This window comes from Chachezhania sediminis (genome assembly GCF_009765275.1).
In the GTDB taxonomy this organism is placed as follows: domain Bacteria; phylum Pseudomonadota; class Alphaproteobacteria; order Rhodobacterales; family Rhodobacteraceae; genus Chachezhania; species Chachezhania sediminis.
In genome coordinates this window covers 73318-93327 of record NZ_VOPH01000002.1, presented here as the reverse complement: position 1 = coordinate 93327, position 20010 = coordinate 73318, and the positions used below count along the sequence as shown (strand labels likewise).

Here is a 20010-nt window from a genome sequence, read left to right as displayed (position 1 = left end):
ATCTGGCTTCCGGGCGCGCCCTATTGTCCACACATGGTCCGTCAGGCGTTACGCCAGCCGGCCGTGGCAGTGCTTGAACTTCTTGCCGCTGCCGCAGGGGCAGGGCGAATTCCGGCCCGGGTTTCCCCAGGTCGAGGGGTCGTCTTCCACGAAGCCCGGGGCAGGAGTGCCGGGGCCCGCATCTTCGTCGACGGTGCCCAGTTCGTGCGCCGTGCGGTCGGCGGCGGCTTCGGCCTGCTGTTGCATCGCCGCGCGTTGCTGGGCGATCTGGGCGAGCATCTGCTGCTGTTCCTCTTCCGTCAGCGGGCGGATCTGGGCGAGGGTCTTGGTCACCTTCTCGCGCAGGCCGTCCAGCAGGGCTTCGAACAGGTGGAACGCCTCGTTCTTGTATTCGTTCAGCGGATCGCGCTGCGCATAGCCGCGGAAGCCGATGACCGACCGCAAATGTTCCAGCGTCAAGAGATGCTCGCGCCAGTTCTCGTCGATGGTCTGAAGCAGGATCTGCTTTTCGATGTTGCGCAGGTTCTCCGGGCCGAAGGCCACGGCCTTCTTGGCCATGAACTCGTCCGAGGCCTTGATCAGCCGCTCGCGGATTTCCTCGTCGTCGACGCCTTCCTCGGCCGCCCATTCCATGACCGGCTCGTCCAGGCCCAGCATCTCGATGCATTGAGCGTAAAGCGCCTCGGTTTCCCACTGGTCGGCATAGGCATTGGCGGGCATGTAGCGTTCGACCAGGTCGTCGATGACCTGGTGGCGCATGTCGGCCACGATTTCCGACACGTCGCCGGCGCCCATTACTTCGCGCCGCTGGGCGAAAATGGCCTTGCGCTGGTCGTTCATCACGTCGTCGAACTTCAGCACGTTCTTGCGCATGTCGAAGTTGCGGCCTTCGACCTTGGCCTGCGCGCGTTCCAGCGACTTGTTCACCCAAGGGTGCACGATCGCCTCGCCTTCCTGCATGCCCAGCGTCTTCAGCACCTTGTCGAGCCGTTCGGACCCGAAGATCCGCATCAGGTCGTCTTCCAGCGACAGATAGAAGGACGTCCGCCCGGGGTCGCCCTGACGGCCCGACCGGCCGCGGAGCTGGTTGTCGATCCGGCGGCTTTCGTGCCGTTCCGAGGCCATGACGTAAAGACCGCCGGCTTCCAGCACCTTGGCCTTCTCGTCCGCGTGTTTGGCCTCTTCGGCGGCGCGCAAGGCCTCGGGGTCGGCCTCGGGATCGGCGGCCAGCGCCTCCATCACCTTCAGGTCGATATTGCCGCCCAGCTGGATGTCGGTCCCACGGCCGGCCATGTTGGTCGCAATGGTGATCGCGCCCAGGCGGCCGGCATCGGCCACGATCTGGGCTTCCTGTTCGTGCTGGCGCGCGTTCAGAACGTTGTGCTGCAGGCCCTGCGCCGTCAGCATTTGGCTGAGCATTTCCGATTTCTCGATCGAGGTGGTGCCGACCAGGACCGGCTGGCCCTTTTCGTGCGCCTTCTTGATCTCCTCGATCATGGCCGCGTATTTTTCGCCCTGGGTCCGGAAGACCTGGTCGTCCTCGTCCACGCGGGCGATGGGACGGTTGGTCGGCACTTCGACCACGCCCAGCTTGTAGATCTCGTGGAATTCTTCGGCCTCGGTCGCGGCGGTCCCGGTCATGCCGGACAGCTTGTCGTATAGACGGAAGAAGTTCTGGAACGTGACCGAGGCGAGTGTCACGTTTTCCGGCTGGATCTGCAGGCCTTCCTTGGCCTCGATTGCCTGGTGCAGGCCTTCCGACAGGCGGCGGCCCGGCATCATGCGGCCTGTGAATTCGTCGATCAGCACCACCTGTCCCGCGCGGACGATATAGTCCTTGTCCTTCTGGAACAGCTTGTGGGCGCGCAGGCTCTGGTTCACGTGGTGCACCACGGTGGTGCTTTCCGGATCGTACAGCGACTGACCGGCTTCCAGAATCCCGCGGGCCAGCAGTTGCTGCTCCAGAAACTCGTTGCCGTCCTCGGTGAAGCTGACGCTGCGGGACTTCTCCTCCATCTCGTAGTGATCGTCCGTCAGGTCGGGGATCAGCTTGTCGATGGCCAGGTACAGGTCCGACCGGTCCTGCGACGGGCCCGAGATGATCAGCGGCGTCCGCGCCTCGTCGATCAGGATCGAGTCGACCTCGTCGACGATGGCGAAGAAGTGATCCTGCTGCAGCACGTCATCCAGCGACGACTTCATGTTGTCGCGCAGATAGTCGAAGCCGTATTCGTTGTTCGTGCCATAAGTGATGTCGGCGCGATAGGCGGTCTTGCGCGCATTTTCATCCATGTCGTGGATAATGACGCCGGTCGTCATGCCCAGCTGGGCATAGACCTTGCTCATCCACTCGGCGTCCCGCTTGGCAAGGTAGTCGTTCACGGTGACGACATGCACGCCCCGGCCCGCGATGGCGTTCAGGTAGGCTGGGAAGGTGGCGACCAGCGTTTTGCCTTCGCCGGTCTTCATTTCCGCGATATTGCCCTGGTGCAGGAAGATCCCGCCCATCAACTGAACGTCATAGGCATGAAGGCCCAGCGCCCGCTTTGCCCCTTCGCGGCAATTGGCGAAGGCTTCCGGAAGCAGGGCGTCCAGGCTCTCGCCCGCCTTGTACCGCTCGCGGAAGCTTTCCGTCCGGGCGATCAGGTCTGCATCGCTCAGCACTTCGTATTCAGGTGCAAGCGCGTTGATCTTCGCGACCAGCGGCTGCGTTGCCTTGATCTTGCGGTCGTTCGGCGTGCCGAACACCTTTTTGGCCAGTGTTCCGATACCCAGCATGCGTGCTCCGACGATTCTCGTTCCCGGTGGTCGGCGCTATCTTGCCCGCCCCGCCCCTTGCCCGTAGACACGTGCGGGAAAAACCGGTCCGTTCCGGCCACACCGCGATGTAAGGGGCCACTGGTAGAGTGTCAACGCCGTGCCCCCTCGCGCTGCCAAAGGAGAGGTTTTCATGCCTTCATCAACCCGTTTTTTCCTGACTGTCGCCTGCGTGGCCGGTCTGTCCCTGCCCGTTGCGGCCCAGACTGTCGCAGACGCGCCGGATCCGGACACGGTCGTCGCCCGCGTCAACGGTCAGGAGATCACGCTTGGCCACATGATCGTGGCGCAGGCCAACCTGCCGCAACAATACCAGCAGCTTCCGCCGGACGTCCTGTTCAGCGGAATCCTGGACCAGCTGATCCAGCAGACCGCGCTGGTCCAGTCGGAATTCGCGTCCGAACCGCCGATCGTGGGCTTTGCCGTGGACAATGAACGCCGCGCGCTGATCGCGTCGACCGCCGTCGAGGCGATCATGGCCGAAGCCGCGTCCGAAGAGGACCTGCGCGCCGCCTATGATTCCCAATACGGCAGCGGCTATGGCGCCGAGGAATTCAATGCCTCGCACATCCTGGTCGAGACCGAGGAAGAGGCCGCCGCGATCCGCGAGGAACTGGAGAATGGCGCCGACTTCGCGACCCTGGCCAAGGAAAAGTCGACAGGCCCGTCGGGTCCCCAGGGCGGGGAACTGGGCTGGTTCTCGGCCGGCATGATGGTCGCTCCCTTCCAGGAAGCGGTCGAAGGGCTGGAATCGGGCCAGGTTTCGGATCCCGTTCAGACCCAGTTCGGCTGGCACGTGATTAAGCTGAACGACAAGCGCCGCAATACCGCTCCGCCCTTCGAGGAAGTCGCGGACCAGATCGCCAACGAGATGCGCCAGGAAGCGGTCACGCGCGAGCTGGAAAAGCTGGTGGAGGCGGCGGATGTCGAAAAGGTGGAGCTGACCGACATTCCGCCGGAGACCATTCGTAACATCGACCTCGTGAGGAAGTGACCCAAAATGGCCGGAAAATACGCCCTGTCGCCCTTGGCGCCTGATCGTTTTCCCGAACTGCCCGAAATCGGCGGGGTGGAGTTTTCGGCCACCGCCGCCGGCGTCCGATACAAAGACCGTACCGACGTGATGCTGGCGCGCCTTGCGCCGGGGACCTCGGTCGCCGGCGTCTTCACCCGCTCGGCCACCCGCTCGGCGCCGGTGCTGGACTGCCAGGCCAAGATCGGCGGCGCCTCGGACGGGCCTGCGGCATTCCTGGTGAACTCGGGCAATTCCAATGCCTTCACCGGCCGGCACGGCGAAGGCACGGTGCACGCGCTGACCGCGGCCGTGTCGGAAACCGCCGGTATCCCGGTGGAACGGGTCTTCACCGCGTCGACCGGCGTGATCGGCGAACGGCTGCCCCACGACCGGATCGTTGCCAAGCTGCAGGAACTGACCGACACGCTGGCCCCCGACCGGATCGAGGAAGCGGCCCGCGCGATCATGACCACGGACACCTTCCCCAAAGGGGCCAAGGCCGCAGTCGAGATCGGCGGCAAGACGATCAACATCGCGGGCTTCGCCAAGGGCTCGGGCATGATCCAGCCCGACATGGCGACGATGCTGGTCTACATCTTCACCGACGCGGCCTATGAACAGGCCGCGCTGCAGGCACTTCTGGCCGAACTGACCGACCGCACCTTCAACTGCATCACCGTCGACAGCGACACATCGACTTCCGATTCGCTGCTTTTGGCGGCAACCGGGGCCTCGGGCGTGGATGCGACCGGCGACGCGGCCTTTGCCGTGGCGCTGGAGGACGTGATGCGCGACCTGGCCCACCAGGTCGTCCGCGACGGCGAAGGCGCCAGCAAGTTTGTGGAAATCGTCGTTTCGGGCGCGCCCACGGTAAAGGACGCACGGACCCATGCGCTGTCCATCGCGAACTCTCCGCTGGTCAAGACCGCCATCGCGGGCGAGGATCCGAACTGGGGCCGGATCGTTATGGCCATCGGCAAGTCCGGCGCGCCGGCCGACCGCGACCTGATCCGGATTTCCTTCGGTGACATCGTCGTGGCCGAACAGGGCTGGGTCAGCCCGAGCTATACCGAGGAAGCAGGCGCCGCCTATATGCGGCAGCAGGAACTGGTGATCTCGGTCGATCTGGGCCTGGGGACGGAAAAGGCCACTGTGTGGACCTGCGACCTGACCCACGCCTACATCTCGATCAACGCGGACTACCGGTCGTGAAGATCGTCCTGGTTTCGGCCGTTGCCCTGATCGATCCCGACGGCCGCGTGCTTCTGGCACAGCGGCCCGAGGGCAAGTCCTTGGCGGGTCTGTGGGAATTTCCGGGCGGCAAGGTCGAACCGGGCGAAAGCCCGGAGGCCGCGCTGATCCGCGAACTGAAGGAAGAACTGGCCATCGACACCTGGGCGTCCTGCCTGGCGCCGCTGACCTTCGCCAGCCATTCCTATGACGATTTCCATCTGTTGATGCCGCTATATGCCTGCCGCAAGTGGGACGGCTTCGTGCAGTCGGCCGAGGGCCAGAACCTGGCCTGGGTGCGGCCCGAAAAGCTGAAGGATTTCCCGATGCCACCGGCCGACGTGCCGCTGGTGGCGATGCTGCGGGACTGGCTGTAGTCTTTCGCGTTTGCAGCGATTCTTAAGATGTCCAGATGCTGCAGGTGCGAAATAGAAGAATTCCGAGTAAATGGTTAACATTTGAGCGGTAATTCTTGAAAAATGACAGAATTGCAAATTCTTTGTTATGGTTCGGTTAAGGGTTCCATGCGATAAATGACTCCTGCTCTTATGGAGGACAAAGCAGTGCTGCGCACGATCATCATCGGAAGCTGTGTCTTCGTTCAAGGTGTCTTCGTTCGTAATATGCCGAACGGGCACATTGCAGTTCAGGTTGGCGACAAGACCTTCGCTGGCCGTCCCTGCTGAACCGACACGCCGAACCGCGACGTCCGGTACAAGGGCGCGTTCGACGGCGATCAGCTAAGAAGCGACTGGATTGAAGATCCCCCGCGCTGGCTTCGCCGCGCGGGTTTTGTTTTCCTTTTCAGATGAATGGCTTGGCTCCTGCCGCCAGGGTCCGTCCCGGTTGCAGCGAGCTGGGCGGGTTCGGGGCAGCTCTGCCACGGCGCCCCGTGCCACCGACCCTATTGTCGGCCTGGGACTGGACCGTCCGGACGCCTGTGGCCGCGATCCGGGCAGGCGCGGAGTCGCGCGACCGGATCAGCCGCCTGCGGCGCAGCTTCGGCACCAGGGCAGGGGGCAACCCGCCAGAATGGCGTTTTCAGCGCGGTCACGCATCCGGTTTGGGGCGGCTGCCATTTGGACCGCGTTCAGAGCGGACACAGCCGCCCTGTGCCGGTGCGCGCTGTTCGATCTTCGAGAAGTTCAGGAAAATGGACCGTACGGGCCCATCGAGTCCGGAGAACCGGACCATCTTGTCCGCCCCCGCATCGATCAAGCAGGCGTAATGGCAGCGATCGGGGTTTCCGAACAAGCTTCGACATGAACTCTTGCTTGGGCTGCCCGACCCGATCCCATTTCGCCGGCCCAAGTCGTCAACGGTCCTTGCAAAAGAAAAGGCCGGCGCAAGGCCGGCCTTTCCCTGTTCGAAACTGGCGTCGGGATCAGGCGAGCGAACGCTCGATCTCTTCGCGCTCGAAGATCTCGATGACATCGCCGGGGCGGATGTCTTCGTAGTTCTCGAAGGCCATGCCGCATTCCTGGCCCGACTGGACCTCGGCGACTTCGTCCTTGAAGCGCTTGAGCGTCTTCAGCGTGCCTTCGTGGATCACCACGTTGTCGCGCAGCAGGCGGACACCTGCGGACCGGCGCGCAACGCCTTCGGTGACCAGGCAGCCGGCAACCTTGCCGACATGGGACACCTTGAAGACTTCCTTGATCTGGGCGTAACCGATGAAGTTCTCGCGCACCTCGTTGCCCAGAAGGCCCGAGGCAGCCGCCTTTACGTCATCCACCAGGTCGTAGATCACCGAATAGTAACGGATCTCCACGCCCTTCTGGTTGGCGCTGTTGCGGGCCGGAGCGTTCGCACGGACGTTGAACCCGAAGACCGGTGCGCCGGACGCTTCCGCCAGACCCACGTCGGTTTCCGTGATCGCGCCCACGCCCGAGTGCAGCACGCGCACGCGGACTTCGTCGTTGCCGATCTTTTCCATCGCCTGGACGATCGCCTCGGCAGAGCCCTGCACGTCCGCCTTCACCACGATGGGCAGTTCGGCGACGTTGGCGTCTTCCTTGGCTTTCGCCATCAGCTGTTCCAGCGTGGTCGCTGCACCGGCTGCGGCGCGCTTTTCCTTCGCGACGTCGGCACGGTAATCTGCGATCTCGCGGGCCTGGGCCTCGGTGTCGACGACGTTCAGCACGTCACCGGCTTCCGGGGTCCCGTTCAGGCCCAGCACCTCGACCGGAACCGACGGACCGGCTTCCTTGACCCGGGCGCCCTTGTCGTTCTCCATCGCGCGGACGCGGCCCCACTGTTCGCCGACGACGAAGATGTCGCCCTGCTTCAGGGTGCCGTTCTGCACCAGAACGGTGGCAACCGGGCCGCGGCCCACATCCAGCTGAGCCTCGATCACAGCACCTTGCGCTGCGCGATTCGGGTTCGCCTTCAGTTCCAGGATCTCCGCCTGCAGCGCGATGGCTTCCAGCAGTTCGTCCAGGCCTTGGCCGGTCATGGCCGAAACCTCGACGTCCTGCACTTCGCCCGACATCGCCTCGACGACGACTTCGTGCTGCAGCAGGTCCGTACGGACTTTCATCGGATCGGCGCCGTGCTTGTCGATCTTGTTGATCGCAACGATCATCGGAACGCCGGCCGCCTTGGCGTGGTTGATGGCTTCGACGGTCTGCGGCATGACCGCATCGTCCGCTGCCACCACCAGAACCACGATGTCCGTCACCTGTGCACCACGCGAACGCATGGAGGTGAAGGCCGCGTGGCCCGGCGTATCGAGGAACGTCAGCACCGCGCCGCTTTCCGTCGTCACCTGGTAGGCGCCGATGTGCTGCGTGATGCCGCCGGCTTCGCCTGCGACGACCTTGGTCTTGCGGATCGCATCCAGAAGCGAGGTCTTGCCGTGGTCGACATGGCCCATGATCGTGATGACCGGCGGACGCGGCTGCAGATTCTCGGCCGAATCCTCGACCTGCTGAATCACGTCTTCCACGTCCGAGTAGGACACCCGGACCACCTTGTGGCCGAATTCCTCGATGATGAGTTCAGCCGTGTCGGCATCGATGGTCTGATTCTGCGTGACCATCATGCCCATCTGCATCAGCGACTTGACGACCTCGCCCACGCGTTCGGCCATCCGGTTCGCCAGTTCCGAAACCACGATGGTTTCCGGAAGCTGGACGTCACGGACGATCTTCTCGCGCTCGACCTGACCGCCCATCGCCTTCTGACGCGCACGCTCCTGCTTGCGCTTCATCGCTGCGATGGATTTCTCGCGGCCGCCCTCGTTGCCCGACAGCGCCTGATTCAGCGTCAGCTTACCGGAACGACGGTTGTCGTCACGACCCTTGCCGCCGCGCGGGGCGCGGTTGTCGCGGTTGTCGTTGCGGCCGGGGCGATCGTTCGCACCACCACCACCACCACCACCGCGGCGGGCCGGGGTATCGTCTTCGGGACGCGCAGGCGCGCCTGCGCCGGCGCGGGCCGTGGCCCCCTGACGCGGTTCGGCACCGCGGGCCGACTCGGCCTCTTTCTGGCGCTTGGCTTCCGCCTCGGCCTCCAGACGCTTGCGTTCTTCTTCCTCGGCCTTCTGGCGCGCGCGCTCTTCGCGTTCGCGTTCCTCGCGCTCCTTGGCCTCGATCTCAGCCCGGCGGCGCTCACGCTCCTCGGCCCGGGCCTTTTCGTCGGCTTCGCGCTGCGCGGCCTCATCGGCCTCGCGCGCCTTGGCCATCTGCAGGGCCTTCAGGCGCCGGGCCATCTCGGTATCGGTGACACCGGCGGACTGACGGCGCGACGGATCGCCCGAAGCCGCGCCAGCCGTGCCGGTGCCCTTGTTGGCTGCACCGGGTTTCGGAACGACCACGCGCTTACGCTTGGTTTCCACGACGACATTCTTCGTCCGGCCGTGGCTGAAGCTTTGCTTCACATTGCCCGACCGAGGACCTCCGCCCCGTACTCCCAAAGTCTTCTTGCCGTCACTATCGCTCATCAAGTTCAACGTCCTTCCCGACGACCGCTGTCGCCGTTCGCTTCGCGCAGGCCCTTCAATCGTTGGGCCTCCTCTACAACACGTCGCGCCAGTCCGCCAGAGCCCAGCGCCGCATGGATTACAGTTTCACGGCCAAAGGCCCGTCCAAGCTCGTCCGCGGTCAGCCAGCCGATGTAGCGGCCATAGTGCGGTGTCGACAGCTTGGACTTGCCCCTTCCGGATCCGTCGACGGCCTGCAACAGGACCCTCGCCTCTTCCCGTTCGAGCCAGTCCTTGACCCGTTCATAGCCCGCCACGGCATCGCCGGACTTTCGTGCCAGGCTGATCAGGTCCACCACATGGCGGGCCTGAAGCTTCTCGACCATGTCGACAAGCCCCTCGGGCACCTGGACCTGCTGCTTCAGGCCGCGGGCAAAGCTTTTCTTGGCCACGGCCTTTTCCAGCACCGCCCGCTCGGACGTCACATAGACGCCGCGCCCCGGCAGCTTGCCGGCAATATCCGGCACGATGCGCCCTTCCGGATCGGCGACGAAGCGGATCAGACCGGCTTTCGGTCCCACCTCGCCGGTAACCACGCATTTGCGTTCCGGTCCGTCTTCCCGAAGCTTGTCGACCCCGCCGCGTCCCATGCAGATCCTCCGAAGCGCACCCGGGCCATCAGGCCCGTGCCTCCGCCTCGTCGTCAGTGGCCGCGTCGGTATCTTCAGCGGCGTCCTCTTCGGGGTCTTCCGGGTTCATATCCTCGGGATTGACCCATCCCAGCAGGACGCGCGCGGTCATCACCAGATGCTGCGCCTCTTCCAGCGAGATGTCAAACGGCTCCAGGATGCCGTCATCCTTCACGCGCTCGCCATTGACGGAGGTCCAGCCACCGGCCAGTTCCCAGTCGGCGCAGGTCGCAAAGTCTTCCAGCGTCTTGATGCCGTCCTTGCCAAGCGCTTCCAGCATTTGGGGCGTCAGGCCGTCGAATTCAACCAGGCTGTCCTCGACGCCCAGTTCACGGGCGTTTTCAAGGGCCTGACGGGCCTGTGCATCCAGATAGTCGCGGGCGCGGGCCTGCAGCTCCTCGGCCGTGCCTTCGTCGATGCCGTCGATGACCATCAGTTCATCGAGTTCCACATAGGCCACTTCTTCCAGGTCGGTGAAGCCTTCGGACACCAGCAGCTGGGCAAAGAACTCGTCCAGGTCCAGCGTGTCCATGAACAGCTTTGTCCGGGTCTCGAACTCGGCCTGGCGGCGGGCGCTTTCCTCGGCCTCGGTCATGATGTCGATGTCCAGACCGGTCAGCTGCGAGGCCAGACGCACGTTCTGACCGCGGCGGCCGATGGCCAGCGACAGCTGTTCCTCGGGCACGACGACCTCGATCCGCTCGGCTTCCTCGTCCAGGACCACCTTGGTGACCTCGGCCGGTTGCAGCGCGTTCACAAGGAAGGTCGGCTGATCCTCGTTCCACGGGATGATGTCGATCTTTTCGCCCTGAAGCTCGTTCACGACGGCCTGCACGCGGCTGCCGCGCATTCCGACGCAGGCACCGACCGGGTCGATCGAGTTGTCATAGGAAATCACGGCGATCTTCGCGCGCGAACCCGGGTCACGGGCCACGGCCTTGATCTCGATGATGCCGTCATAGATTTCCGGCACTTCCATCTTGAACAGTTCCGCCATGAATTCCGGCGCGGTCCGCGACAGGAAGATCTGCGGGCCGCGGGGTTCGCGACGGACGTCCTTGATGTAGCAGCGGATCCGGTCGTTCGGGCGATAGCTTTCGCGGCCGATCTTCTCGTTCCGGCGCAGGATGGCTTCGCCGGCACCCACGTCGACGATGACGTTGCCGTATTCCTCGCGCTTGACCTGGCCGTTGATGATCGTGCCGGCCCGGTCCTTGAATTCCTCGTACTGGCGATCGCGTTCCGCTTCGCGGACCTTCTGCAGGATCACCTGCTTGGCCGACTGCGCAGCGATTCGGCCCATCTCGACCGGCGGGACCTCTTCGACGAAGGTGTCGCCGACCTTGGGATCGACCATGTACTGCTTGGCCTGGTCGACCGTCATCTCGGCCTGGTAGTTTTCCAGCTCCTCGTCCGTGACCACGGTGCGGACGCGGGTGAAGGTGGCGCGACCGGTCTTGCGGTCGATGGACACGCGGATGTCCATCTCGGAGCCGTAGCGGCTTTTCGCGGCCCGGGCGAGGCTTTCTTCCATCGCCTCGATCACCAGACCGGGGTCGATCATCTTCTCGCGCGCGACCGCCTCGGCGGTCTGCAGGAGTTCAAGCTGGTTTGCGGATGTGATGGCCATCAGCCGGTCTCCTTACTCGGTCTTGTCGGCGCCGGCCGCATTCGCGGTTCCGGCGTCGGAATCATCTTCGACGATCTCGTCGAACTGGGTTTCATCGATCGCGCCGGCAGCCTTGCGCTGCCGCAGCATTTCCTTGATCAGGTCGTCGGTCAGGACCAGCTTGGCATCGGACAGCCAGTCGAACTTCAGCCCGACGGTGCCTTCCTCGATGTTGATCAGCACTTCGTCGTCCTCGACCCCCGCCAACATGCCGCGAAAGCGGCGGCGACCGTCGATCAGCTCGCCGGTCTCGATCTTGGCCTCGTAGCCTTCGAAGGTCTCGAAATCCTTCAGCCGGGTCAGGGGCCGGTCGATGCCCGGCGACGACACTTCCAGCGTATAGGCGTCGAGAATCGGGTCCTCGACATCCAGCACGGCGCTGACGGCATTCGATATCTCGGCGCAGTCGTCGACCTCGATCCCGCCATCGGGGCGGTCGGCCATGATCTGCAGGGTGGTCGATTTGCCCGACATCAACCGCACGCGCACCAGTTCGAAGCCCAGGTCCTCGATCACCGGGGTGATGATCTCGGCCAGGCGTCGGTCGATGGCGGCCTTTGCAATCAGGGTGTTGGACATGGAACTTGCGGGGTCTCCGAAACGAAAAAACGGGCGCGCGGCCCGTCAGAAAAGTCCCGATGGTGCTTCAGGCCCAGAGCCCGACGCGCCGCTGTTGTCAAGGCATATACGCCTGATGTGGCCGATCTGCAAGCCCCGTCAAAATGCCCGGTAAAATGGCGTCAAAAACGGTCCGCGATCAGGCCAGCCACCAGCGTTCGGCGATGCGCAGATCGTCCAGGGGCGCGCGCGTTCCGACATGGGCCGGGATTCCCACGCCGCGCCGCGCTGCGACCTGTCCGGCCATGCCGGCGGGCAGACGGGCCAGCGAGTCGCTGGCGGGCAGGGCATCGACCGCGGGCCGTTCGGCCACGTCGACATGATCGCCGGCCAGCGCCTCGGCCCGGACGCGGGCATCGGGGACGACGACGAATTCCACCGCATCGGCCCAGCCCGCGCGCCCGTCCTTGTAGTGCCGCTCCAGCCGCCGGCCCAGGAAGTGCCGGCCCGGCCGGGCAGAAATCATCTGGTAAAGCCCGGTGCCGTTCCAGGTCGACGGGTCGTCCGTCGCAATGCCGTGCGGCGTCACGATCAGCGCCGGATCGGCCAGCCGGAAGGGCAGGTTGGGATCGGGCTGGGCCAGCGTGACCCGCACCCGGTCGCGGGCCACCGCGGCGATATCGGTCGCGTCTGCCCAGAACGGGGCATTGCGCAGGGATGCCGCAACATCCTCGGCTCCCAGCCTTGTACCGTCGTGGAAGGTCACGCCCGGGCGCAGGCGGATCTGCCAGGTCATGGCGTCCGCGTCGCTGTCCCAGCCGGTCGCCAGTTCCCCGGTCAGCAGGCCATCGGCCCCGATTTCCATCAGCGTGTCGAAGACCGCCGCGCGGGCGGCGGGCAGGGTATCGCCTTCGGGCCGTTCCAGCGCGACGCGCAACCGGCCGCCGCGCCGCGGCACCCCGGCCGAGGCCATGCCCGTTGCTGCCAGCAACGCCGCCGCCGCACCCGAGGCGACAAGCGCCCGTCGGTCCAGCCGGGGCAGGGCGGAAGCCTTGCGGGTCGTCATCAGAAGGGCCCCATCGCCAGCCGGTCCATCACGCGGACCAGTTCGGCGCTGATCCCGGGCTCCGACAGGGCATGGCCCGCGTTCCGGATCAGCGTCAGTTCCCCGCGCGGCCAGCGCTGGCACAGGTCATAGGCGGACTGCGGCGGACAGATCATGTCGTACCGCCCCTGCACCACCGTGCCGGGGATATCGGCGATCCGGTCCATCCGGTCAAAGATCGCCTGCCCGTCCTGAAGAAAGCCCTGGTGGATGAAATAGTGATTCTCCAGCCGGGCGAAGGCGCGGGCGTATTCTCCGGGGCTTTCCCCGGAATTGCCCGACGAATGGATCGAGGCCAGCGCGTTTTCCCATGCGGCCCAGACCCGGGCGAACCGCGTCTCTTCGGTCCGGTCGCCGGAAAACAGGCGCCGGTGATAGGCCAGGATCAGGTTGTCGCGTTCCTCTTCCGGGATCGGCGCCACGAAGCGCGCCCAGGTCTCTGGCCAGAACCGGCCCGCGCCGCCGCCATAGAACCAGTCCAGTTCCGGCTGGGTCATCAGGAAGACGCCGCGCAGGACCAGGTGCTTCACGTGGTCGGGATGGGCCTGCGCATAGACCAACGCCAGCGTGGCGCCCCAGCTGCCGCCGAAGACGTACCAGGCGTCGATGCCCAGGGTTTCGCGAATCAGTTCGATATCCGCGACCAGGTGCCAGGTCGTGTTGTTGTCGACCTCGGCATGGGGGCGCGACCGGCCGCAGCCGCGCTGGTCGAACAGGATGATGCGATAGATCTTGGGGTCGAAATAGCGCCGCATCGCCGGGCTGCAGCCGCCACCGGGCCCGCCATGCAGGACCACGACAGGGCGCCCATCCGGGTTGCCGCACTGTTCCATGTAGATGCGGTGACCGTCGCCCACATCCAGCATGCGCTGATCGAAGGGTTCGATCGGCGGATAGAGATACTGGACTGCGCGCTTTTCGTCGGGGATTTTATCCATCGAAGACCTATATAGACGTGCAGAAGTTAAAGCGCACGGGGCATTCGGAATGCAAGCGGGTCAGACCAGTATCGACGCAAGCGAAGTGGCAAAGTTCGAGGCGATGGCCGCCGAATGGTGGGATCCGACGGGCAAGTTCAAACCGCTTCACATGATGAATCCGGTCCGGCTGGACTACATCACGACCCAGATCGCGGGCGAATTCGACCGTGACCTTGCGTCGCCGCGGCCGTTCGAAGGCCTGCGCCTGCTGGATATCGGCTGTGGCGGAGGGCTTTTGTCCGAACCGATGGCGCGCCTTGGGGCGACGGTGGTCGGTGCCGATGCCGCCGAACGCAATATCCCGGTGGCCCGGATCCATGCCGAACAATCCGGCCTGCCCATCGACTATCGCCACACCACGGCCGAGGCGATCGCCGAGGCGGGCGAAGAGTTCGATGTGGTCCTGAACATGGAAGTCGTGGAACACGTGGCCGAGCCATCCGCCTTCCTGTCCACCTGTTCCTCGCTTCTGCGGTCGGGGGGGCTTCACATCTGTTCGACGATCAACCGGAACCCCAAAAGCTGGGCCGTGGCGATCTTCGGCGCGGAACAGGTGATGCGCTGGCTGCCCAGGGGCACCCATGTCTGGTCGAAATTCATCACGCCCGACGAACTCTACGACCTGCTGTCCGGCGCAGGGCTGAAGCCTGTCGACCGCAAGGGGTTCGTCTTCGATCCGCTGGGCTGGTCCTGGTCGATCTCGTCCCGCGACCTGTCGGTCAACTACGTCACCGCCGCCCTGAAGCCCTAGACCCCGGCAAAGGGGCGCGGGGAAAACGTGCCCGCAAAAGGTTGGGGGGCGGGGGGCAGCCCCCCGATGCTTACTTCTCGTTTTCCAGCCTGATCCGAAGATCCCGCAGCACCGGCAGCAGCGTCCGCATTTCCTTGCCGCCCATGTCGTCCACCATCCGGTGGATCAGCGGCGTGATCGCTCTGATCGCCGCGTCCCGCGCCTGTCGGCCCGACGGGGAAATCGCCACCATCTTGCGCCGCGCATCGTCCCAGTCGGGGCGGATATGGATGTGCCCGGCCCATTCCAGCTTGGCCAGCGTGTTGGTCATCGCCCCGCGGGTGACGTGAAAGGTCTTGGCCAGCTGCGCGGGCGAGCGTTCCTCGGCCACGTAGGCCAGGTGGTTCAGCACGGAAAAATGCGACAGCTCCATCCCCTTGGGCAGCACGCGGGACAGGCGGTTCCGCAACATCTGTTCGGTCGCCAGGATCTCGCTGAAGAAGGTCACCGCCAGCGCGTGGATATCGGTTCCGGTTTTTTCGGTCATGGTGTCGTACCGGTCGGCGATTCCGGCTGCGCGGCCGGGTCAGGCATCGATCCGGGCAGGGCCGGCGAAGCTGCGGGCATTGGCCAGGGACGGCACCCGCCCCCGCGCCTTGTCCACCGCATCCAGGTCCATCTCGAACACCAGGGGACCGGGTTCGGTCCCACCATCGACCAGCACTTCGCCCCATGGGGCCACGGCCATGGAATGGCCATATGTCGACCGCTGGCGCCCCCCGGTCGCCTCGTGCGTGCCGGTCTGGGCCGGGGCCAGGACGAAGCATCCCGTTTCGATCGCGCGTGCTCGCAGCAGGGTTTCCCAGTGTGCCTTGCCCGTGACCGGGGAAAACGCGGCCGGCACCGTCAGGATGCGCGCCCCGGCTTCGGCCAGAGCGAGGTACAGGCGCGCAAAGCGGATGTCGTAGCAGATCGTCAGGCCCACCCGGCCGAAATCGGTGTCTGCGACGACGGCCTCTGCCCCCGGGCGGTAACCCGCCGATTCGCGGTAGGTTTCTTCGGGGCTGACCTCGACGTCGAACATGTGGATCTTGTCATAGCGCGCGACGATCTCGCCCCTGGGCGAAATCAGGAAGGACCGGTTGGCGAACCGACCGTCCGGGTCGTCGGTCTTGACCGCCAGCGATCCGATCAGAAGCCAGATCCCCAGATCCTTCGCCTGGGCCATGAAGGCGGGCAGGGATTTGTCCTCCGCCTCTGTCCGCAGCACCTCGATCTGCCGGGTCCGGCTGGCGGACACGCAGTTCGTCACCTCGGGCGTCAGCACGAACTGCGCACCTTTCGCGGCGGCCTCGGCGATATAGCCCTGCGTCACGGGTAGGTTCGCGGCCGGGTCGTCGCTGGCGGTGATCTGGATCAGCGCGGCTTTCATGCGGTGTCGCTCCTGTTCAGCCTGCTTTCAGCAGCGGGTCCAGCTTGCCGGCCCCGTCCAGCGCGAACAGGTCGTCGCAGCCGCCCACATGGATGTCGCCGATGAAGATCTGCGGCGTGGTCCGGCCGCCGTTCGACTTGGCCACCATCTCGGCCTTGCGTTCGGGTTCGGCCCAGATGTCGTATTCGGTGAAGGTCACGCCCTTCTTGGTCAGCAGGCGCTTGGCCGCGTCGCAGTATCCGCACATCGGCCTGGCATAAATCACAACATCCGGCATCTTGGCCCCCGTCTAGCCCCGTCCCTGGGCCGCCTTCGCGACCGCAGCAATTTCATGAACTCGGCTAATCTAGGGAGTTTTGGTTACGCGCGCCAGCGCCAGAACCCGGACATCTGCCGCCCCAGCCGCCCGGACTGCCTGTGTCGCTGCTGCAAAGGTGGCGCCGGATGTCATGACATCGTCGACGATCAGCACGATCCGGCCCTGCGCCCGCGCGCCCCGCCGCGGATGCGGGCGGATCGCATCTTCCAGCGTGGCGAACCGTTCCGTGGCACTGCGGTGATCCAGCGACAGGGTGTGCCGGGGCCGTTGCAGCAGGTCCGGGCACCAGTCCAGCGCCGCGGCCTTCGCGACCGCCTGCGCCAGCAGCGCCGCCTGGTTGTAACGGCGCTTCATCATCCGCCGCCAATGCAGCGGGATCGGCACAACCAGCGGATCGCCGGCCAGAAGGGCAGGCCCTGCCGCGCGGACCATCCAGTCTGCAGCGGGCCTCGCGATATCTGCCCGGTCGCCATGTTTCAGGGCCATCACCAGATGCCGGGCCCTGCCGTCGTAGATCAGCGCCGCCCGCCCGTCGGACCAGGGTCGCGGTCGGCGCAGGCAGTCGTCGCATTCGATGCGGCCCCCGTCCGTTTCCCCCGGCACCGGCGCGCCGCAACTGTCGCAGACCGTGCCGCCGACAAAGGGCGTTTCGGCCCAGCATCCGGCGCACAGGCCGAAGTCGCTTTCCACCAGCCCGCCGCAACCCAGGCAGCGCGGCGGGTAGACCAGCGACAGCACCGTTTGAACCGGCGCGCGCAAATGGTTACCTAGCGCCCATGCAGCCATCGCAACAGATCCCCACCCTTTTCGACCGCTCCGCCCTTGCCGCCCGCCGCCGGCGGGTCCGGGACGACGCGCTCTTCCTTCACCGCATCGCCCGCGAGGAAGTCGAGGATCGCCTGAGCATGGTTAAGAGAACGTTTACGTCCCCGGCGGTCATCACGCCGGTGCCCGATATCTGGGGCGACCTGATGCCGGGTCTGAAGGTGATTCCGGATGCCGAAGTGCTGGATCTGTCGGTCCAGGAACACGACCTGGTGATCCACGCCATGGCGCTGCACTGGGCGAACGATCCGGTGGGCCAGATCATTCAGTCCCGCCGCGCGCTGACGCCCGACGGCCTGTTCCTGTCGCTGGCCTTCGGGGGCCGCACGCTGAACGAACTGCGCACCGCCCTGGCCGAAGCCGAGACCGCGGTGACCGGCGGCCTGTCCCCCCGCGTGGCGCCGATGGCGGAGATCCGGGACATGGGCGCGCTGCTGCAACGTGCCGGGCTGGCCCTGCCTGTGGCCGACACCGTGGACCTGACGGCCGATTATCGCGACGTGCTGCACCTGATGCAGGACCTGCGCGCGATGGGCGAGGCGAACGCCATGACCGACCGCCTGCGTCACCCGACCCGCCGCGCGGTCTTTGCCGAGGCGCAGCGCATCTATGCCGACCGTTTCGCCCGGCCCGATGGCCGCCTGCCCGCCACGTTCGAACTGATCTGCCTGACCGGATGGGCACCCGATGCCAGCCAGCCGCAACCGCTACGCCCCGGATCGGCGGCGCAACGGCTGGCCGATGCGCTGGGGACCGAGGAATTCAAGCTGCCCGACTGAAATGCGACTGAAACGACGCGGCATTCTGATTGACCCCCGGGCCGGCCGGCATATGTGCAGCGCAAGAAGCAAGAGAATGACGCCATGACCGACCACCTTCCCGCTGATCATCCCACCGTCCCGGCCGAGAAGATCGGCGTCCTTCTGGCCAACCTGGGCACGCCCGACGCGACCGATTACTGGTCGATGCGGCGCTATCTGGGCGAGTTCCTGTCGGACCGGAGGGTGATCGACTATTCGCCGCTGTTCTGGCAACCGCTGCTGCAGCTGGTGATCCTGACCAAGCGGCCCTTCACCAGCGGAGCGGCCTATCGCACGATCTGGAACAACGAAGCGGACGAAAGCCCGCTGATGACCATCACCAAGAAGCAGACAGCGGCCATCGCCGACTGGGCAAGGGCGCAGTACGGTGAAGGCGTGATGGTCGATTACTGCATGCGCTACGGCAACCCGTCGACGCAGTCGAAGGTGCAGGCGATGATCGACGCCGGCTGCCGGCGGATCCTGTTCTTCCCGCTGTACCCGCAATATGCCGGCGCCACGACCGCTACCGCGAACGACCAGTTCTTCCGCGCCCTGATGCACGGCCGCTGGCAACCGGCCACGCGCACCGTGCCGGCCTATTTCGACGAACCGGATTACATCGAGGCGCTGGCCCAGTCGATCGAACGCGCCTATCCGGACAGCCGGCCGGACGTGCTGGTCTGTTCCTATCACGGGTTGCCGAAACGCTATCTGCTGGAAGGCGATCCCTATCACTGCCAGTGCCAGAAGACGACGCGACTGCTGCGGGAACGGCTGGGCTGGGAGACGGACGAGGTGATCACCACCTTCCAGTCCCGCTTCGGGTCCGAGGAATGGCTGCAGCCCTATACGGTGGAAGAGGTCGCGCGCCTGGCACAGGCCGGCAAGAAGCGGATCGCAGTCTGCGCCCCGGCTTTTTCGGCCGACTGCATCGAGACGCTGGAAGAAATCAACGGAGAGATCCGGCACGCCTTCGAGGAGGGGGGCGGCGAAAGCTTCACCTATATCCCCTGCCTGAACGACGACCCGGCCCATATCGCGGCGCTGACCGCGGCCATCGACCGGAACCTGATGGGCTGGGTCTGATCCGCGGGACGGACCGGGCGGGCAGACAAGACAAAAGGCGGTGGGCACCCACCGCCTTTTTCAATTTCCGAAAGGCGTGCGGCGCAGGGCGCGCCGCGGTTCCGGGGTCAGCTCGACGCGACTGCGACGGCCACGACGGCTAGCAGGATCAGCGGCAGCAGGATGCCGGTGGACGAGCTTTGGGTTTCTTCGACGATCACCGGCTGTTCGACGATCGGCTCGGCCAGGCTGCCGGCGGATGCGGTCGACGCGGCGCCGGCGAGAGCGGCTGCGAGGATGAGTTTCTTCATGACGATCTCCAAGTCTTTCGCCGGCTGGGGGCTAGACCGGCGCCCAGGTAAACCCCCATGGACCGATCCAGCAGGTATCGCCGGCGGCTGTAAAGAGAACTTTGTCGGAATGAGAAAAAGAAAAAGGCGGTGATGCAACACCGCCTTTTTCCAGTAACTTTTCGGCAAGCGGCACAAGAGCCGCTGCAGAAGAGCTTAGCTCGACGCGACTGCGACGGCCACGACGGCCAGCAGGATCAGCGGCAGCAGGATGCCGGTGGACGAGCTTTGGGTTTCTTCCACGATCACCGGCTGCTCGACGATCGGCTCGGCCAGGCTGCCGGCAGTTGCGGTCGATGCTGCGCCAGCGAGAGCGGCTGCGAGAACGAGTTTCTTCATGATGTTAACCTCCAGTTTTGACGCAGACCGGTGGTGACGGCCGGCATCCCAAGACTTACCTCGTGGTTTTTTCTAAGCAGTTCGGCCCTGCGATTGCAAATGCTTGTTGGAAGCCGGGTACATCCAGACCTGCGGATGTGGTCAAATCGGCAACACTTGTCA

The 20010-nt window shown here is 65.1% G+C and carries 20 protein-coding genes; 6 read left to right on the top strand and 14 right to left on the bottom strand.

Going from position 1 to position 20010, the window contains the following annotated elements; translation table 11 throughout:
- Positions 1–48 precede the first annotated feature (48 nt).
- The gene (secA, locus tag FQK05_RS05445) at positions 49–2778 is read right to left on the bottom strand and encodes a preprotein translocase subunit SecA (protein WP_158964904.1); all 2730 of its coding nucleotides are present in this window, start codon (positions 2776–2778) and stop codon (positions 49–51) included.
- Positions 2779–2950: 172 nt separating this feature from the next.
- On the opposite strand from secA, the gene FQK05_RS05440 reads away from it, so the two are divergent.
- The 3 genes from FQK05_RS05440 to FQK05_RS05430 are packed head-to-tail and all read left to right on the top strand — an operon-like array spanning position 2951 to position 5439.
- A complete protein-coding gene (locus tag FQK05_RS05440; protein WP_158964903.1) occupies positions 2951–3811 on the top strand; it encodes a peptidylprolyl isomerase in 861 nt (286 codons plus the stop codon).
- 6 nt (positions 3812–3817) lie between these two features.
- Positions 3818–5044, top strand: coding sequence for a bifunctional glutamate N-acetyltransferase/amino-acid acetyltransferase ArgJ (gene argJ / locus FQK05_RS05435; protein WP_158964902.1), 1227 nt, complete (start codon positions 3818–3820; stop codon positions 5042–5044).
- The gene (locus tag FQK05_RS05430) at positions 5041–5439 is read left to right on the top strand and encodes a (deoxy)nucleoside triphosphate pyrophosphohydrolase (protein ID WP_158964901.1); all 399 of its coding nucleotides are present in this window, start codon (positions 5041–5043) and stop codon (positions 5437–5439) included. Before argJ ends, FQK05_RS05430 begins: the two co-directional genes overlap by 4 nt.
- A 427-nt stretch (positions 5440–5866) precedes the next feature.
- Here the strand turns inward: FQK05_RS05430 and FQK05_RS26485 are convergent, their stop codons facing one another.
- From FQK05_RS26485 to pip, 7 genes are all read right to left on the bottom strand, one after another.
- Positions 5867–6070: a YjhX family toxin gene (locus tag FQK05_RS26485; RefSeq protein ID WP_407644488.1), complete on the bottom strand. Its 204-nt coding sequence runs from the start codon at positions 6068–6070 to the stop codon at positions 5867–5869.
- Positions 6071–6446: 376 nt separating this feature from the next.
- Positions 6447–9005 (bottom strand): translation initiation factor IF-2, encoded by a 2559-nt coding sequence (infB, locus tag FQK05_RS05420; protein WP_158964899.1) that lies wholly within the window; start codon positions 9003–9005, stop codon positions 6447–6449.
- A 5-nt stretch (positions 9006–9010) separates the two neighbouring features.
- On the bottom strand, positions 9011–9634 hold the full coding sequence (locus tag FQK05_RS05415; protein ID WP_158964898.1) for an RNA-binding protein: 624 nt from the start codon (positions 9632–9634) through the stop codon (positions 9011–9013).
- A gap of 28 nt (positions 9635–9662) precedes the next feature.
- Entirely contained in the window at positions 9663–11303 is a 1641-nt protein-coding gene (gene nusA, locus FQK05_RS05410; RefSeq protein WP_158964897.1) for a transcription termination factor NusA, read from the bottom strand.
- Between the two features lie 12 nt (positions 11304–11315).
- Positions 11316–11921: a ribosome maturation factor RimP gene (gene rimP, locus FQK05_RS05405; protein WP_158964896.1), complete on the bottom strand. Its 606-nt coding sequence runs from the start codon at positions 11919–11921 to the stop codon at positions 11316–11318.
- Between the two features lie 178 nt (positions 11922–12099).
- On the bottom strand, positions 12100–12966 hold the full coding sequence (locus FQK05_RS05400) for an ABC transporter substrate-binding protein (RefSeq protein WP_233270389.1): 867 nt from the start codon (positions 12964–12966) through the stop codon (positions 12100–12102).
- Positions 12966–13943 (bottom strand): prolyl aminopeptidase, encoded by a 978-nt coding sequence (gene pip, locus FQK05_RS05395; RefSeq protein WP_158964895.1) that lies wholly within the window; start codon positions 13941–13943, stop codon positions 12966–12968. Before pip ends, FQK05_RS05400 begins: the two co-directional genes overlap by 1 nt.
- Before the next feature lie 49 nt (positions 13944–13992).
- On the opposite strand from pip, the gene ubiG reads away from it, so the two are divergent.
- Positions 13993–14736: a bifunctional 2-polyprenyl-6-hydroxyphenol methylase/3-demethylubiquinol 3-O-methyltransferase UbiG gene (gene ubiG, locus FQK05_RS05390; protein ID WP_158964894.1), complete on the top strand. Its 744-nt coding sequence runs from the start codon at positions 13993–13995 to the stop codon at positions 14734–14736.
- Positions 14737–14806: 70 nt separating this feature from the next.
- On the opposite strand, the gene FQK05_RS05385 is transcribed toward ubiG, so the two are convergent.
- From FQK05_RS05385 to FQK05_RS05370, 4 genes are all read right to left on the bottom strand, one after another.
- The gene (locus tag FQK05_RS05385) at positions 14807–15262 is read right to left on the bottom strand and encodes a MarR family winged helix-turn-helix transcriptional regulator (protein WP_158964893.1); all 456 of its coding nucleotides are present in this window, start codon (positions 15260–15262) and stop codon (positions 14807–14809) included.
- A gap of 39 nt (positions 15263–15301) precedes the next feature.
- The gene (locus FQK05_RS05380) at positions 15302–16147 is read right to left on the bottom strand and encodes a carbon-nitrogen hydrolase family protein (RefSeq protein ID WP_158964892.1); all 846 of its coding nucleotides are present in this window, start codon (positions 16145–16147) and stop codon (positions 15302–15304) included.
- Positions 16148–16163: 16 nt separating this feature from the next.
- Positions 16164–16424 (bottom strand): glutaredoxin 3, encoded by a 261-nt coding sequence (grxC, locus tag FQK05_RS05375; protein ID WP_158964891.1) that lies wholly within the window; start codon positions 16422–16424, stop codon positions 16164–16166.
- Between the two features lie 69 nt (positions 16425–16493).
- The gene (locus FQK05_RS05370; RefSeq protein ID WP_158964890.1) at positions 16494–17252 is read right to left on the bottom strand and encodes a double zinc ribbon domain-containing protein; all 759 of its coding nucleotides are present in this window, start codon (positions 17250–17252) and stop codon (positions 16494–16496) included.
- Between FQK05_RS05370 and FQK05_RS05365 the strand changes: the two genes are divergently transcribed.
- Both FQK05_RS05365 and hemH read left to right on the top strand, forming a co-directional pair.
- A complete protein-coding gene (locus FQK05_RS05365; RefSeq protein WP_158964889.1) occupies positions 17243–18070 on the top strand; it encodes a methyltransferase domain-containing protein in 828 nt (275 codons plus the stop codon). The two genes, FQK05_RS05370 and FQK05_RS05365, sit on opposite strands and share 10 nt — an antisense overlap.
- An 84-nt stretch (positions 18071–18154) precedes the next feature.
- The gene (gene hemH, locus FQK05_RS05360; protein ID WP_158964888.1) at positions 18155–19180 is read left to right on the top strand and encodes a ferrochelatase; all 1026 of its coding nucleotides are present in this window, start codon (positions 18155–18157) and stop codon (positions 19178–19180) included.
- 107 nt (positions 19181–19287) lie between these two features.
- Here the strand turns inward: hemH and FQK05_RS05355 are convergent, their stop codons facing one another.
- Both FQK05_RS05355 and FQK05_RS05350 read right to left on the bottom strand, forming a co-directional pair.
- On the bottom strand, positions 19288–19470 hold the full coding sequence (locus FQK05_RS05355) for a hypothetical protein (RefSeq protein WP_158964887.1): 183 nt from the start codon (positions 19468–19470) through the stop codon (positions 19288–19290).
- 195 nt (positions 19471–19665) lie between these two features.
- A complete protein-coding gene (locus FQK05_RS05350; RefSeq protein WP_158964886.1) occupies positions 19666–19848 on the bottom strand; it encodes a hypothetical protein in 183 nt (60 codons plus the stop codon).
- Between the last annotated feature and the right edge of the window lie 162 nt (positions 19849–20010).